This window comes from Calyptranema fuscum S582, assembly GCF_055793305.1.
This window is the reverse complement of record NZ_JBSLYH010000019.1, coordinates 1-16,641: the sequence shown is the minus strand read 5'-3', so window position 1 is coordinate 16,641 and position 16,641 is coordinate 1. Positions and strand designations below refer to the sequence as shown.

Here is a 16,641-nt window from a genome sequence, read left to right as displayed (position 1 = left end):
TAACTCTCCTACTGTGGGCTAACGCCGTGCTTCAGGGGTGATGGTGTAACGGGGAGTTACAGTTTGAGTAATGTAAGCATCTGATAGATCCTGAAAGAAACCGATCTCTCGCAATCGAGTCTTGAAAGCTTCCACATTGTGGCGTAAAGCTTGTCGATCCAGAATACTGGTGTGATCAAACCCGTCATAGGTAGGGAGCTGGTCAATGTAGATGCCATAGCGTTCTCTTAAGAACTGAAGCAATTCTTCAATGCGAATTTCGCGCGTTTTGAATGAGCTTCCCTGGGGTGTGAGAACGGCAATTTGTAAGAGAACTTCCAGCAACCGGCTACCCATTGAGAAATAACGAGGGCTTTTCTTAGCTCGTGCCTGGGCGAGTAATCCAGAATCGCTATTTTTCATCAGGAAGGAATCCAAACACTTGGTAATTCGCTCCCGGTGGAATTTACCCCGGAGGGCAACCAGAATTTCGATGTAGGTGTCAAAGTCATCCAGCCCCATATCAAGAACGTGTCGGATCTCTGGATCAATCTCCTCTGATTTACCAGATTGTGTTTCTTCGACTAGACTTGCCAACCGTGCCTTAAAATAAGCTCCTCGCTCGATCGCATGTTTAGGTTCTAAAAATTGAAGTATCTGTCCCACAGAAAAGTAACCAGCAGCAGGCAACGCTAACTTGCCGAGTTTGCTTGTCAGGTAGTCGGCAAATTCATCTAGCTTCTTAGTAATGTATTGGGCTTCAACATATTTGGCGATGCGGCGGTAGTGAACATCCGCACTTCGGCAGGCGAGTTCTGTCATGTGGGTGTTAGTTGGATCGCCCATGTCTACAACTAGTCCCACGCGGTGTGGACAGTTACCGTGGGGTAAGGTTTGGTCAGGGTCAACCGGACATTTGACACAAATTGCATCATCACTGCGCTGACGGACTAGTGCTGGAAGCAGTTTGAGGAGACGTAAATGGTAGAGTGCTAGATGAAATGCTAATAAGGTTTTCAGATAATCTACCAGCACTGATCGCGGGATGTGTTTTTCGTAAACCAGAAGGCGACGGATATCATCTGCCAGGAAGTCAGCCTGTCCAATGCAGAGGGGTGAAAAGCGAGTGGGTGTTCTGGAATCTCGCATGTCTCCAGTGACCTGCTGATCCAACCTCAAGAGTGCTTGTGTCTCTACATCAACAGTAATTTGTGGGTTGTAGCGATCCGTGTTTAGATCAATGCCAAGAAAGAAGAACCGTTTAAGGGCATCTCGGACAGTTTGCCCACGTCCCCGTCTAGCGTAATAGAGCATCCAATAAAGCTGATCGGCGGCACCATAATCTCGCGTGTGTTTGGCATTACGAAACTTATAGGTGTTGCCATGTAGGGGACGGGGAGAGGCGATCGCCTGATTGGGTCTCCCCCGATTTACCAAATCCATCAGGTCAGTTTCAATCCATTTCCGCACAATATCAGGATGTTGTGCGAAGCCATCAAACCATTCTGGATGTTCAAGAAATTCCTTAGTGAATTCCTCTAATGATAAGTCGGCTTTGCGAGGCGGACGACGGCTACCATGACCATCAAACCGAAGGCGGGGAAACAAAAGGGTCAGTACGCGATCGATTTCAATGTGGGTGTGATCGACATAGGTTACTTTGGGAATGCGAAATTCCTTGTCCCGTCCTTGAATTACCATTACTCATTCCCTCCTATGCTTCCATCTTGGTTATCTGCTGTGGAAGGGTGATCAGGACTTGTAAACTCTGTTGTTCCAGGCTGAATCTGCTCCATTCGCAGCTTGCCACTTGGCTCTCGCTGGATTCGGTAAAATTCAAATTCGTTATCTGTCAGCAACACTTCTTGATAGGGCGCAGAGGAGAGAACATTTTTAAACACGACTAGGCTCTGGTAGAAACCCTGTAGCTCTTCAACGCTGGGACGGTAACCATTCTTTAGGCGATCCAGCATCTCGTAAATGTCAAGGTTGAGCATTAGTTTTGGCTGTTGGGTATTTTGTTGCCCAATCGTTTGCTCAGGGGAAGGGTCATATTGAAGGATGAGAGTCTGTGGCAGGTATTCAATAAAGCGAGAATTAACTGCTGGACGAATGAGGGAGAATGCCTGAGCGTTGAAGAGTCGATAGCTGTTGAGGGTTGCTTTTTCGACTTGTCGAACTCGCAGGGCTAATCGAGCGCCTAAGCGTGCTGGATTTTTCAGCCCCTCACCTCGATTAATGGCAGCAAGTAAGGTTGGAACTTCATCTGATAAATTTTTTGTGCCTTGGATTAGTTCCAGAAACATTCTGGCGCTGCGGTAGGGTAACATGCTCTGCCAATCGTCATCCCGCCGTTCAAAATAATGGCGGCGACGTAGCATGGCGACATAGTTTCGGTAGGACTGAACCCGATGCAAACTGTTGCTGTCGGAATAGTCTCGCGGTAATTCCTCGAACGCCTTTTTGAGTAGCTCGTCGTCATAGCGTCCCCGTTCTGGGAAGGTAAAGCGCCCCATTTCACCAGCGTCGGGTTGCAGGAAGGCAAAACTGCGATCGAGGTCTGGGCTGCCTGTCTCACCAATATCAATTTGCCGGAGCAGAGAAATTAAGCGGTCTTTTGAACCCTGAATTCCTCCCAGCCAGGAATTGAAGTAGAATCCGTCGAGAATTTCCTGTACCGCTTTGGGGGTGCCAGTGCGGTAAAGCTCATGGACGCGATCGCAGTCTCGTGTACCCACTAGCATGAATGCCGACGCCGATCGCAGATCTCGTAGGGTAATGTGTAAGCGTCCGCGTAGATGAGTCAGGGTGTAAAGCTGTTTGAGCCGTTCGATTACTTTGGGACCTGCGGTTGGGTCAATGAAGGTACGGGCGTTGTGGTGAATGTAGCACTGATCTCTCAGGTCGCAGCTTTGGCAGGCTTGCCAGAACCGCTCTTCGGTCATACGGTGGGTTAAACGACTAAAGATAGATGCATCGTTAAAGGGTGGGTCAGTAATAATGGCGTGAATTTCGTCAGTTTCAGCACCGGAGAAGGGATCTGCAACAACAGATCGAAGGTTGAGGTTAATGACGGCGACTCCGTTACTGGGGTCAGAGCCTTGCAGTCCATTCCGCACGATCGCCATCAAGCGAGAAAACTGGGTTTCGTGGTCAGTGAGGAAATCAATCAGACGACCTTCATTGATGGCAATTAACCGGGTCTGATCGGTTGTCCAGGATTGGTCATTGCCCTGGAATGGGTTGAAGAACTCTAGCAGCACCTCATCGTTAACGCGATCGCCCTCGTCCTGGCTACCGTCGTAGTTGGTGATGAAGGTACGTCCATTTAGCTCAAAGGTTGCCCCATTTTGTCCGCGAGTGAGGTGAGCTGCTTCTCGTTCAGCGTGCTTTTCTAGCTGCTGAATAAAGGCGGTTTTGCCATCGCCCGCATTGCCGGAAATGATCACAAGCCGAAATTCACCATTCAACACAGCGGTCATAAGCTGGTCGTCTAGCAAGGTGGGGATGTAGAGGGCTTCCCCGATCGCATCTAAGCCGCGCGTTCCACTGTTGGTTTGTTGGCTCTGGCTGTAGACCGTAAGTAGGTGACTGACAAAGGGATTGAAATTGGGCTTATCGGTTGAGACACCAGCAGGTAAGGGCAATAAGGTCTCAGTTGAGGTCGTTTGGGGACGAACCTTGGGAAGCCGCAGCGTTTTGATCGCTTGAAGTGCTTGTAGCAAAGATTCAGCCGAGGTAAATCGTTCGGCTCTGGTAGGGGCAATGGTTTTCAGCAGCAGGTCTACCAGATCGGGGTTGAGGTCTTCGCAATTTGGTGCGGCTTTTGGGTCGTTGGCTCGTTTCCGTTTGGGTGGTTCGTGTTCCTCGAAGGGATATTGCCCCGTAACACACTGATAAAAGGTGATGCCCAAAGCATAGAGATCTCGATCGATCTTGTCTGCCTGAGTGAGTTCAAAGCTGAAGTCGAGGTCGGGGGGGAAATAACGGCGCGTACCTCCAATGCCTAAATCATCTTCCAGGTCAGATTCGGCAACGTTGAAGTCGATGATGCGGACTCCTTCATCGGTCCATAGCAGGTTCGAGGGTTTGATGTCCTGGTGGTAGACGTTGTGTTTATGGAGATGCACCAACCCGGCTACGGTTTGGCGGGCGATCGTCATGGCATCTTCTAGCGCCAGCGCATCTTTGTCCAGTAGGGTTTCAATATTTTGTCCCTTAACAAACTTAAAGGCGATGTAGGGGGTGCCGTCAGATAGTTTATCTGCCCAATAGACTTCAACGACATTCGGATGGGGCGGTACTTTGTGAAGCGTAGCGTACTCTCGTCTCAGCCTTTCCCATGCCGATATTTTGTCGTGAAGAATGAGCTTGAGAACTAAGGTGATATCTCCTGTTGGATCAAACACCCGATAGACGACTCCAAAGCGTCCCTGTCCAAGTTTCTCCTGAATCCGAAACCGCCCATCGAGTTCGTGTTCTTTGGGCAGATTTTTCAGATCTTCAGTGGCGATGGGGGTAGCGTTGGCTTCTGAGGCAGCGGCTTGGGTTGGGGTGGGAGTGGCAGAGGTGATCACCAGGGATAATTCGTGCAGAGCAACGGCAGCACTGGGAAAGCGGTCTTCGGCATCGATCGCGCAGAGTTTTTGTAGCCAGTCATCCAGTCCGGCTGGCAGATCGGCTTTGTGTTCGGAGAGTTTGATCGGGAAGATGGCATCCTGCTCGATCAGTTGATCCATACTCTCGAAGGGTGGTTCTCCTGCTATCAGTTCGTAGAAGACCAATCCAGCCGAAAACAGGTCTGAGGCGATGCTGGCTTGGGTGGGGTCTCGATCGCACTCTGGAGCCTGATAGAGCGGGTCAAGGTCATCGACAATCATTCCGGCGACGGTGCTGGTGCGGTTTTTACCAACACGGGCATAGTCAAAGGCAGTGAGGCGGGCGTGTCCGTCGGGGCTGACCAAGATGGCATCGGGGGTGAGGTTGCGGTGGATAACTTCGTACTTATGGGCATGATCCAGGGCAACGAGTACGTCTCGCAGGATGCCAACTTTTTGATCGAAGGTGAGGGCGAGGGAAGCTTTTTTGATGTGTTGGCGTAGCACCTGACTAGGGACATCTTCTGTCACCAGGATGAAACGATCGCCCTCTTCGGTGGGGAAGAAGTCTTTAACGGTGACGATGTTTTGATGGCTGGGCATCTTGACGACTGCCCGATAAGCGTTGCTGATGCGGAGCCGTTCAGCTTCTCGGATGGTGGTGTCCTGGTAGGGATCGACCTGGTAGATGCGGAGCCGTGCTGTGCCGCCGCGTTTGCCGACAAAGATATGTTTGGCGCGGTATTCCGTGTAGCGATCGCCACCACCAAGACGGTCTTCTACTTGCCAGTTGCCGTAGCAGGGTGGGGCAGTGATGGCTTTGGCTTTGCCTTTGATGGCACTTTCAATGGTGGAGAGCAGGGATTGAATATTGTCGGAGCGAGAACTGGGGATGTGAGATTTGTCTTTGAAGTAGGTGACGCACTTGTTGTTGAGGTAGGTGATGTCATCGCCATCGCGCCCACTGTAGTCGATCACATGGGCGTTGGGTTCGGTCATGAGGATGGCGGCGTGGACATGAATGTTCCGCAGGTCAGACCGGGAAGGAAAGGCGTATTGAATCAGGGCTTTGACGATTTTGGCGTGTTGCCGCAGCTTTGCCAGGGGCGAAAAGTAAGGCTGGCGACCATCGGGATACCATTTGTTGCCATAGATGTCGATTTGTCCCTTGATGCCTTTGACATCCACGACAAAGACGCAGTGGGGAGCCAGCACCGCCAGATCAATTTCAAAGATTTCTGCGCCCTGGGTAATTTCAAAGTTGTGCAGAACGGTGAATGTGCTGGGCAGATGATCGCGCAAGTAGGCGATCGCCTTTCGCTCAGAGTCGTTGACTGGCTGACCAATGGGAACAATTCGCGCCATCAGGTTGCTGCCTCCTGATGAATAGCATCTTCAACATCTTTAATCGCTTCTTCTTCTAAAATCAGTGCTTGATGTCGTACTTGGTAAGCATTACGAATAAGGTTTTCAATTTCTTCTCGTTCTGACATTGAAGGGATAGGAACAGGTAAACGAGCAAGAATATCTCGGTGAAAGTCTTGTAATTTACTACCTCTGCTCATAGAACGGAGACAGCGAAAAACTGTTTCTGAACGTAAGAATGCAAACAAGAATGCACCAGAGATATCAGGTAATCCAGAACGCACACGCAATAAATGCTGACTATAAGCGTATTTCGTCCACTCTCCTGTAATTAACTCTCCTCTACAAAAGACTTCACTTTCTCCTAAAGTTCCTTGAGAGGCAAGCAAAATGGTTTCATCTTCTACAAAAATATCTGGTGGTGCAAATGCAGATGAAATCCAGCGACCTTCGGGCTGTAACCAGAAAAGTTCTTTTTGTCCAATAAGCTTTACTCCGTATGCTGGTTCACAGTCAATCCGTCTGAATCGTAATCCGCTTCGCAACTCTCCATTTGCACAAATATCACCTAAGAGTTCGTGATTAACTGAAGCTAATTCAGCAACTAGACTTTGAAATCTGGGATTGAAATTTAATGCCCGTAAAGATTCAGGAGAAGTAATTTTCTGAGTAAATCCTAAGTCTGTACCAAGTGCGTGCCATTGTGCAGGAGTGATGTCTGTTAATCCAACGGCAGCAAAGAGTAGTTGGGTGGCTTGGCGAACTTGATATTGATACTCACTTCGCAGTTGAGCGGCTTCGACTACTTTTTGGTGGACTTGTGCTTCAAGAGTGTCGCCCAACCGGGGAACGGGCAGGTTGGCAATGTGGTGGGGTTCGATGTGCTGAACGATCGCCCCATAGGTTCCAAACACCACCAGGGGCACACCATAACTGCTGCGAAGATAGGCAAACAGATAGCCCGACGGAATTTTGTCAGTATCGGGCTTGACTCGCATTGCATGTTCAGAGCAAGCCATTCCTGCCATGTCTGGGCGGACATACGCCATACGCCCGATTGTTCCAGAGCGAGTGATCAGAGTCCAACCTTCTTGAATCAAGAAACCAGGACTTCTCGCAATTTGTCTTTTCGATAGCAAAGGCAAGTAGGAGAGATCAGCCGCAAGAATATCAATGCTTCCCAGAAATGGCACACCGTAATCTGCATTATTGACATATTCGCGTCCTGAGCGTCCGGCATGAAAAATTCCCGCTAATCCACCTTCCGTCACTTCATGTAACGGCATTTTAGGAACGGCAAGATTTTCTAGCGCGACTTTTGCTTCCATTGCTCCAGACAAATAGGGACTGGAATCGAGCCGTCGCCCTTCTTGTCCCAACCAAGTACTTGGAACGACTTTTACCTTCATAGGTCAAGCCCTCCCGTGCGGGTGAAGTGCTTGTACCTCTCGGCTACGTCAGGCAACTCATCATGAATCTGCTTGAACTTTCGCAACACCCGCCGGATATTGATTTGCTCGCCGATCCGTACCCGTTCCACTACCTCTTCTTCCACAATCAGTTCTTCGCCAGTGGGCGATCTTCGATACACCTGCTTACCTCGCGAATCGACTCCACCTTTTTGGGCAACTGCCATAAACACGTCGTACTCTGGGTAATCAAGCTGCATCAGTTCCTCCTGATCCCGTCGCCGCAAAATCAAGAAGCTGGGCAACGCCGGAGATAGACGGTACTGGTTGACCGTCACCTTAAAAGGTTCCAATGGCAGTTCCACACTGGCGATCACCTCGCAATGACGCAAAATCCACCAGCGAATATATTCATCCCCTGGATTTCCGAGCAGACCATTGGGAAGCAAAATCCCAACTCGTCCCGTGCCTGGTTTCACCCAGTCCAGCGCCCGTTCCAAGAACAGAACCTCTGGGGGAATGCCGCTGCTCAAGTCGCCTCGATTGCGGTAGCCCCCTTCCTCCGTGCGTTCCCACACTTTGCCCAGGTCATACCGCTGCAAAATCGTGGTATCGGTAACGGTATCCTGCGGCTGAGTCGAGAACCAGGGGTTCAGAATCACAATATCCAGCGTGCCTAGCGGAACTGCCCGACTGCCATCCGTTACCCCATCCAAATCTCCATCGGGAAAGGTGCGAGAATCCAATCGAAAGATTCGTCCTGGATGTCCCGCCGTTAACAGTAAATTCAGCCGGGTAGTCACTGCTAAAAAGGGGTCAAGTTCGCAGCCAAAAGCATTTTGTCTTGCCCACTCTGCGGTTTGTGCCTGTGCTGTCAGTCGTTGGTCAGCCGTCGCCTCTTCCCGATTGGTGCCTGCTTCCGCTAAAAATTGGTCATACAAATGCACAGCGGTCATTGCCAGAAAGGTTCCCGTCCCACAGGCACAGTCCAGCACCCGATCCTCTGGTTTCGGTTCCAGCATTTCAACCGCCATCCGTGCCACGTTCAATGGTGTGGGATAGCGACCTTCTTTACCATCCATCACCATTCGCACGATCGCGCGATAGGCAACGGTGAGATCGAGGGGGTGGGTTTGAGCAAAGGAATATTTGGCTAACTCCTTCACAATCTGCGCGGTCTGGTCTGCTGCCAGGTCTAAATTCCAGCCCCGCGACAACATTCCCGGTTGCCAGGGCATTGCATCTTGCAAACAGCCCTGAATGCGTCGTTCAATCTCGGCTTGTCCTAGTGCTGTAAAAGGTTCATCCCCCCGAACCCAAAAACGGCGATCGTTCAAAGGAGCGGTTTCATCATAGAGCTTTGCCAGCAGTAACACCGCCAACTGCTTGAAGGTATCCTTGTGATCCAACCCCAGGTTTCGGTTCAAAAATCGATAGCACCGTTCCAGGGCGGCTTGGAGATCTTCTGCCTCTGCTGCCACCTGGATGGGTCCACCCGTGCGATCGGCAGCTTCCGTTTCCTCACCAGGCGCAGGCAGCACCCCCAACGGAATAAAGCGCACCTCAAATCGATCGTGAACTGCCTGAAGATAAAATTCCTCAAAGCCATTCGTCCAGATGCCAAATCGGCAGTCTGGCAAGTCTTCCATTAATTCCTTCAGCTTGTTCAAGTCTGCCTCTGCTTCTGCCAGAGAGCGCAATTTATCCCGCTGGCGTTGGGTTTGGCAGAGAACGATTCGCTGTAGGTTTTCGTTGGTGTGGGCAGTACCGGGGCGAAAGATCGCAATGTCTACTTTGCGGTTGCGTCTACCCGCCAACCGAGGGTTGTAGTTTACCTCCAGGTCAGCGCGATCGAAGCCGTAGCTTTCAATCAGTTGTCTCAGAACCTTCTGCACTAACTGATTCTTGGGTGTAACCCGAATCTGATCCCCGGTGAGGATATCGATTAGAAAATCGTTCAGCCCCTCAGAGTCCTCTTCTGGAGACTCCTCCTCACCTGGAATTAGATCCTCATCTTCAAAATCAGTCATCGCTGCTGCTCCCGACGGAAATCTTCATATTTATCGCCAATGATGGGCAAATCATCGTCTAATTCTTTTTCCTGAATCGGTAGCTTGCGGGTCATCGTACGATCGCCCACCCTAACCTGTACCGGAACTTGCCTTGAGACAAAGATCTCCTCACCCGATGGCTTCCGCTTGTATAGCTTGTTGCCCCTTCGATCAAAACCTACTTTTTCAGCAACCGCCATAAAAACGGCATAGGGTTTCTCTGGCTGTTTTTTCTCATCGGGAGCCTTCCGCCGTAAAAACAGCAAACTGGTCAAAATATTGACATTGGCATCCACAATGAAGATCTCCACAGGCAGGTCAATGCTGGCTAATACCTGCGTTTCTCGCAAAATCCACCAGCGAATGTACTCTGCTCCAGGATTCCCCAAAATTCCATCCGGCAGGACAATTCCCATCCGCCCTGTTCCCGGCTTCAACCACTGCACACACCGTTCAATAAACAAAATCTCCGGTGCCACACTGTTTTGAATCTTGTCCGTCATTTGAAAGCTGCCATCACTCTGCCGCGCCCAAATATGCGCCAGGTCATACTGCTTTAAGATTTTTGGATCGGTAATCGGAATATCCGCCCCAAAGGGAGGATTGGTCATCAACACATCAATACTGCCTAACTTCACCTTATCCACGGCATCTTTAACATCCGCCATTGCCCCAGCCGGGAACTCTAGCGAGTTGATATTAAACAAATTGCCGTGCTCGTTGCTTGCCATTGCCAGGTTCATCTGGGCAGTTCGCACCAAAAATTGGTCAAACTCTGCCCCAAATACCTTCGTGCGAACATAGCTGCGAAACTTGGTGTAGTAGTGGGCAAACTCCTCAGAAGACTCAATTTCCTCGGCTTGTGTCGGCTTGTGCTTGATCTTGCGGAACACATGATCTAACGCTGCTACCAAAAAGCCACCCGTCCCACATGCCGGATCAAAGACCGTCTCGTCTTCCGTCGGGTCAAGCATTCGCGCCACCAACTTTGTTACCCCCCTGGGCGTAAAATATTGACCGCGATCGCCCCGCAGGTTTGCTCCGACCAGTTCTTGATACGCTGCCCCTTTGACATCAATTTCTGTTCGGGTGAACTCAAACTTGCCCAGTTCTGACACCACAAACGCCAGGGCACGATCCGACAACGAAATTTCCTCTGTACCCCGGAATAGTTTCTTGTAAGTTTGCTTAACTTCTTCAAATAACGCTACAATCCGAGTCCGAATTGCCTTGCGCCCTTCTTCCTCAAACTGATCCCTGGGACCTGCCCAAAAGCGCCGTTCTTCTCTGGGCGATCGCTCATCGTGCATTTTGCAGAAAATGAGGTAGAGAAACTGCCAGAAAGCAGCATCCTTGGGTAATCCCTCATTGCCATGAATGAAGTTGTGGCAGCGCCGGAAAGCAGTTCGCAGCATCTCAGCATCGGCATAACGGAGTTGCACCATCGGGATCGCATTTTCCTGCTCAATCGGGACATCGATCGGTGCCCAATCGGCGATCGGCTCGAAATGAACCGCTTCACCTACTTTCTTCTTCGTTAGGTAAAAACACTCCAATCCATTCGTCCACATCCCATGCTGGCAAGATTCGATCTCGTCCATCACTTCTTCCAGTTCCTTGAGGTCTTTGGAAGCTTGCTCGTGATCCCGTACCCGAACCGACTTCTTTCCCACCTTGGGCTCAGGACGGCAGACCACCACATGGGTAATAGTATCTGGCTGATGGTTTGCCCCTTGCTTAAAAATGGCAATATCCAGCTTCTTACGCCGCTTGCCGCCGACCTTCACGGCAAAATCCGCTTCCATGTCGCCCACGGCAACCCCATATTCATGGCAAATTGCCACCGCAATCCGTTGCCGCACCTGTTCTTTAGGAGTTTCCTTCAGCCGCTTCTCCCCACTGATGAAGTCCAGGATATAGCCATCGGCGATCGCGGTTTCATCGCCAGAGTCATCGTCTTCTAAAGTACTGTCACTCGAAATAAAGCCGTTCTCAGAATCTTTTAAGGCGGACTTGCCATTCTGAGCAACAGCGTCCCCCACCCCGTTTTGGGGTTCCAGAAGCGCCAACTGCTCTGTCTGTTTCGATTGACCTGTTCCGCGTTTCCGACCTTTCATGAACCTACCATTTCACTATATGAGCTGCTGTGTGGGCATTAAGAATGAGTGCCAGAGGGCGAACATTGCCGCAAATCGCCCAAGGAAGAGGAATTTGGGAAATCATGCTCAATAAAAGACAACACCTGATTCAACTGTTCATCTGAAAGCCCTTTTGCCATCACTAACCGCACCAGTTCCAGCACCTTTGGCTTTTCCCTCAAGACTGATGTCACATCGGGGTCTGTCGTCGAGGCTAACCGGAACAGCACATCGGGATCAGCCGCCAACACTCGTGCCAGATCCTTTATAATTTCCGGCTTGGGGGGTGATTCCTTTCCCCGTTCGATCCGGCTCAAGTAAGCTGCCGAAATTCCTACCCGACTTGCGGTTTCTCTCAACCCCATGTCCTGGGCAACTCGAAGTTGTCTGAGGGTTTCGCCAAACTTGTTCATGTCTTCACTGGTGTTACCTGTTGCATAACGCTAAACACTTTTGATATTCATTGTCCTCTGAAAGAACAACGAAAGGAAAGAGGGATGAAGCCTAGACTGCGGTGATTTTAGCGACAGATGCTCTAGGGGGATGCCCTCGTAACAAACCTTAAGCGGGTTGAGCCTTAGCCCGTTGCCGAAAGCTCTCAAAATCAACCACTTCGGACTGTTGGGCAGCCTGCCATACCTCCTCAACGACACTGGCTAGGGGTGGAATCACAATCAGCGTGTATTGTCCTAGCTGGCGATCGCTCTTATCAGCGACCTTCATAACACGCGGCATATCTGACCAATCTGGCATCACCCAATACACTTCATCGTCGATTACTACGATTTTCTTATCCCTCAAGCTATTGTCGAAGCCGCTTTCATCCAGTAGGGCGATAATTTTTCGGATGGTTTGAAGCGACACCTCCTGCCGCAGGTTCTTGATTGCCCGGATCTCTAAAACCTGCTCCCAGGTATAAATGACGGTCGGTTTCTTGGAATTACCGTACCGCTCTGGCACCACCAGTTCTGTACGGTCGAGATATTGCAGGCGATTTGACGTGGTTCCGGTTAGAGCCAGCGTTTCTTGTCGTGTAAACCCCTCCATTACAGCCATAGCACTCTTTCTTAGCAAACACGTTTTGAGGCAGAACAGTAAACTGCTGCCATCATACGTCAAATTAATTCGGTGTTTAAAAAATTTAACGTATTAGATCCTGGGCATTTATTAATACGTTAGCTTATACTGCGATCAACCGCTATACACTTGAACTACTCAAAAGCTTTTAGGCACCCTTAGGCACAGTTTCAGAGTAGTTGCGTTCACACCGTAGCCCAACGCAAAGTTGATCAGGAGGCAACTCAATGGTTAAAACTGTCCTACCGTCTAAGTTTCAAGAGTGGCGGGGACTCGATCGCATCAACCACGTCGTGCACGAGATGCGCTGTATTTTTCGGGAACTCTCCAAGGATGACTTTGGGATTGATGGCGAGATTGAGGTGGTTGTCCCAAAGGAAGATGGCAAGGGGTATCGAACGACTGGCGGCATTATCAAGGTGCAAGCAAAATCGGGCAAAAGCTATATCCGGCAGAACTCTGCTACGAAATTCAAAGTTGCCGTTGATAGAAATGATCTGGAATTTTGGTACAACGCCACCTTCCCTGTAATTTTTGTTGTTTATCATCCAGATGATGACAAACTTTATTGGAAGGAAATTAAGTCCTACGTTCGTAGCAGCCCCAATGTCTTTAAACCACCATTGGCTATTGCCTTTGAAAAAGCAACAGAGGAATTTACTGTTGCTTGCTACGATTCAATTTGTCAAATTGCCAGTGTTAGCCCACCCAGAGTTTCAACCCAGGAACGGGAGCGCCTTTATTCAAACCTGCTGCTGATCAAACAGTTGCCCAAAGTTATCTTTCATGCACCAACACAATATAAGACGACTGAACAGATCCGAGAAGAGATTGAGGGTTTTGTTCCGCCTTTTTGTATTCATGCAGGTCAGTTATATACACTTTCTGACCTACAAGATAGTCGCTGTACATTAAGAAAATTCTGTGACACCCGTTATATCAGTGAGTTGCCAGCAGATCAATGGTTTCAGGATGAAGGTGATCGGAAGAATTACACATTTCTATTAAATCAATTATTGGGTATTCATCTGCGCCGTTGTGGATTGAGATACAATCCTCACTTTCGACGTAACTACTTTCCTCGACAAAACAAAACCGACACTGTATTTCGTCAAAACTGGTTTAATCTCCGAACGGGTCGGTCTGCTCCAGCTCGAATTGTTGCTAAGTTTTACCAGTATGGGAATAACAAATTCTGGCGACATTTAGCAGTTAATCTTTCCTTCAAACCGATCGGTTCTTCCTGGTTCTTGCAAATTATCCCAAAATACTTCTTTACCAGTGATGGTGAGACTCCTTGGGATAGTTATAAGGTTGGTCCCTATACAACCAGGATCAAGGCTAATGAACACAATATCCAAGTTCTAAATCACATTTTCTTCTGGGCTGATATTTTGTCTCAACAGCAGCCCATGATTGAATTAAAACTAGACTATAAAACTTTGATGGTGATTGAAAAAGAGCCACTCTCAGGGATCGCCAATTTTGCAATCCCTAATGATCCGGCTGTGTATGAAGAACTTCAAGATATTGGTCAATTGAGCTTGCTTGATGAATTATTTATCGGTTCTCAGGAGGATAGTAACGATGAATATTAAACTAGAGTTTCTGTCAGAACCGAAGCTTCAATTTGGTGGATATTTTGAGCATGAGAGTAGTAAAACTGGCTTAGCGGAAGCTGGTCCATTTGGTGAGAACATTCCAGGCTTACATCCTTCTGAAATCAAGTTAGGGTTTATTGGTACGTTAGACACGATATCCAGTGCTAAGGAATGGATTGACCAATGTGGTTCCACCATTGAAAGCAGTAACCTCAAAAAGATTGGGCAACCTGTCCCTTCTGACGTAAGCTCATTATTTCCTGATCAGGCTGCTGAATCTACAGAGCGAACCAGATTGGAAAAAACCCTAGATCCTGATTTTGTGGGCTTCAACCGCGACTCTCCCTTCAAATGTTGTTTTCAAATGAACCAGCGATGGGAGCGCGTGATTCCTCATCGGGAGTTACAAGGAATTTTGAGTATTGAAGATAAAGCGCATTGCATCCGACAATTAATTTCCTTATTTGCTGGACACATTGAAAATCTGGCGACGACTGATCCTTCACCCGATATTATTATTCTTGCGCTGACATCAGAGATTACTGACCAAGCACACTCTGTTAGAATCTCTGGCAATTTTCATCTTAATTTTCGACGGGCAATCAAAGCTGAAGCCATGAAATGGGGTGTGCCAATCCAACTTCTCAAGCGTAGAACCGCAGCGGGTAAGGGGAAAGATTTACAGGATAAGGCAACCCGTGCCTGGAATTTCTGTACTGCTCAGTACTACAAAGCAGGTGGAATTCCGTGGCGACCTACCATGCTGGATAAGGATGTTTGCTATGTCGGTATTAGTTTTTACGTGGCTCAAGATGTTAATGATCAGTTAACAATGCGATCAAGTATTGCTCAAGCTTTTGATTACCTGGGACAGGGTTTAGTACTCAGAGGTGATCCATTCAAATGGAATCAAAAGACCCAAGGAATGTCGCCCCATCTTACTAAAGAAGGAGCTAGCCAATTGATTCAGAGAACACTGAATGAGTACATGAAAGTTACAGGTGTTCCACCGCGTAGAGTTGTGATTCATAAATCTTCTGAGTTTTGGGGCAGTACTCATGGAGAATACAACGAGCTAGATGGATTTTATGAAGGTATTGAGTCAGTTTTTCCAAGATGTGAAAGTGATTTAGTAGCACTCCGACAAACGGGTATTCATCTTTTTCGCGAAGGAAACTATCCTCCCCTTAGAGGAACCTATTTTGCGATCGAGGATAGTGAACACTTCCTCTATACAATGGGCTTTATTCCATATCTCCACACCTATCCTGGTTCTTACGTTCCTGATCCTTGGCAAATTACTCAGCATTATGGCGGCAGTGCTCCTAAAGACTTACTGCGCGAGGTTTTAGCATTGACGAAAATGAATGTAAATAACTGCTCTTATGCTGATGGAACACCGATCACAATCTCTTTCTCGGAATCAGTCGGAGAAATTATGAAACATATTTCAGATGATGGAATTGTGCAACCAAGGTATAGATTTTATATGTGATTAGATAAGTCAAATCTAACTGTAAATTTGGTTCCTTTACCAACTTCAGATTCAACTTCGATAGATCCATGATGTGCTTCCACAATTTGACGCGATAGATAAAGCCCTAATCCATTACCTCGACGTTGGTGATTCCCTTGCCTAAATCGCTCAAATAAAAATTCTTGTTCTTCTGGAGCTATGCCAATGCCTGTATCTTCTACTTCAAGCACGATGAGATCATTCTTTGGAGAATTGCAAATCAAGCGTTGCAGGCGTAGCTCTACTGAACCAGTATCGGTATAGCGGATGGCATTACCAAGCAAGTTAGTTAGTAAACGACGAAGTTCCAGTCGATCGCCTTTTACTTGTAATGAAGTTTGATCAGTATTGTCTACTAAACTCAGATTGAGGATCAAGTTTTTATTTTCAGCTAGAGGAGTAAGTTCTCTAATGACATCTCGACTTAATTCCCAAAGGTCAATATTGTGAAAGTAAAGATCTTTACACTCTGCTTCGTACTGATAGATTTCTAGAAGAGTGTCTATCATTTCTAACAAAGTTTGATTACTTTGAACTACTTGCTCTAAAGAATCTCGCATTTTGGGCAGGGTACTTCCGAAAGCCCCTCGGCGGAGTAAATGTAGGACATGATCCGCTGCAATAAGAGGGGTTCGCAGATCATGAGTCAAACTGGCGATGAATTCTTCATGCTGCTGGTTAATTCTGATTTGTTCATCGATACTGTGTTTCAATCGCAACATTGCTAGAATCCTAGCAAACAGCTCTCGTTTTTTTACCGTTGGGCGGATGACATCGTTTGCGCCTAATGCTAATCCTTTAACGACATTGGAATGGTTATGATCTGCTACCAGCATAATTGGGAAAAAAGGTAGCTCTGGGTTCCTCCGAATTTGTCGAGTTACTTCGTAGCCATCTATGTCGGCAG

The 16,641-nt window shown here is 48.3% G+C and carries 10 protein-coding genes; 2 read left to right on the top strand and 8 right to left on the bottom strand.

Annotation, left to right across the window (positions count from 1 at the left end; genetic code table 11):
* Nucleotides 1–18: 18 nt before the first annotated feature.
* The 7 genes from mads7 to ACR6Z4_RS14410 form a co-directional block, all read right to left on the bottom strand.
* Nucleotides 19–1,680, bottom strand: coding sequence for a methylation-associated defense system protein MAD7 (gene mads7, locus ACR6Z4_RS14440; protein ID WP_479717992.1), 1,662 nt, complete (start codon nt 1,678–1,680; stop codon nt 19–21).
* Entirely contained in the window at nt 1,680–5,942 is a 4,263-nt protein-coding gene (gene mads6, locus ACR6Z4_RS14435; protein ID WP_479717991.1) for a methylation-associated defense system protein kinase MAD6, read from the bottom strand. Before mads6 ends, mads7 begins: the two co-directional genes overlap by 1 nt.
* Nucleotides 5,942–7,351 (bottom strand): methylation-associated defense system restriction endonuclease subunit S MAD5, encoded by a 1,410-nt coding sequence (gene mads5 / locus ACR6Z4_RS14430; protein ID WP_479717990.1) that lies wholly within the window; start codon nt 7,349–7,351, stop codon nt 5,942–5,944. The genes mads6 and mads5 overlap by 1 nt, the downstream gene beginning before the upstream one ends.
* Nucleotides 7,348–9,381: a methylation-associated defense system DNA methyltransferase MAD2 gene (gene mads2, locus ACR6Z4_RS14425; RefSeq protein WP_479717989.1), complete on the bottom strand. Its 2,034-nt coding sequence runs from the start codon at nt 9,379–9,381 to the stop codon at nt 7,348–7,350. Before mads2 (ACR6Z4_RS14425) ends, mads5 begins: the two co-directional genes overlap by 4 nt.
* Nucleotides 9,378–11,519: a methylation-associated defense system DNA methyltransferase MAD2 gene (mads2, locus tag ACR6Z4_RS14420; protein ID WP_479717988.1), complete on the bottom strand. Its 2,142-nt coding sequence runs from the start codon at nt 11,517–11,519 to the stop codon at nt 9,378–9,380. The genes mads2 (ACR6Z4_RS14425) and mads2 (ACR6Z4_RS14420) overlap by 4 nt, the downstream gene beginning before the upstream one ends.
* A gap of 38 nt (nt 11,520–11,557) precedes the next feature.
* Nucleotides 11,558–11,953, bottom strand: coding sequence for a helix-turn-helix domain-containing protein (locus ACR6Z4_RS14415; protein ID WP_479717987.1), 396 nt, complete (start codon nt 11,951–11,953; stop codon nt 11,558–11,560).
* A gap of 148 nt (nt 11,954–12,101) precedes the next feature.
* Nucleotides 12,102–12,596: a MerR family transcriptional regulator gene (locus ACR6Z4_RS14410; protein ID WP_479717986.1), complete on the bottom strand. Its 495-nt coding sequence runs from the start codon at nt 12,594–12,596 to the stop codon at nt 12,102–12,104.
* 248 nt (nt 12,597–12,844) lie between these two features.
* On the opposite strand from ACR6Z4_RS14410, the gene ACR6Z4_RS14405 reads away from it, so the two are divergent.
* Together ACR6Z4_RS14405 and ACR6Z4_RS14400 are read left to right on the top strand one after the other, a co-directional pair.
* Nucleotides 12,845–14,215, top strand: coding sequence for a DUF4365 domain-containing protein (locus ACR6Z4_RS14405; RefSeq protein WP_479717985.1), 1,371 nt, complete (start codon nt 12,845–12,847; stop codon nt 14,213–14,215).
* Nucleotides 14,205–15,713 carry an argonaute/piwi family protein gene (locus ACR6Z4_RS14400; RefSeq protein WP_479717984.1) on the top strand — a complete coding sequence of 503 codons (1,509 nt, stop codon included), beginning with the start codon at nt 14,205–14,207 and terminating at the stop codon, nt 15,711–15,713. The genes ACR6Z4_RS14405 and ACR6Z4_RS14400 overlap by 11 nt, the downstream gene beginning before the upstream one ends.
* Here ACR6Z4_RS14400 and ACR6Z4_RS14395 read toward each other — a convergent pair.
* The coding region (locus ACR6Z4_RS14395; RefSeq protein WP_479717983.1) for a hybrid sensor histidine kinase/response regulator at nt 15,704–16,641 on the bottom strand (938 nt) is incomplete at its 5' end. The two genes, ACR6Z4_RS14400 and ACR6Z4_RS14395, sit on opposite strands and share 10 nt — an antisense overlap.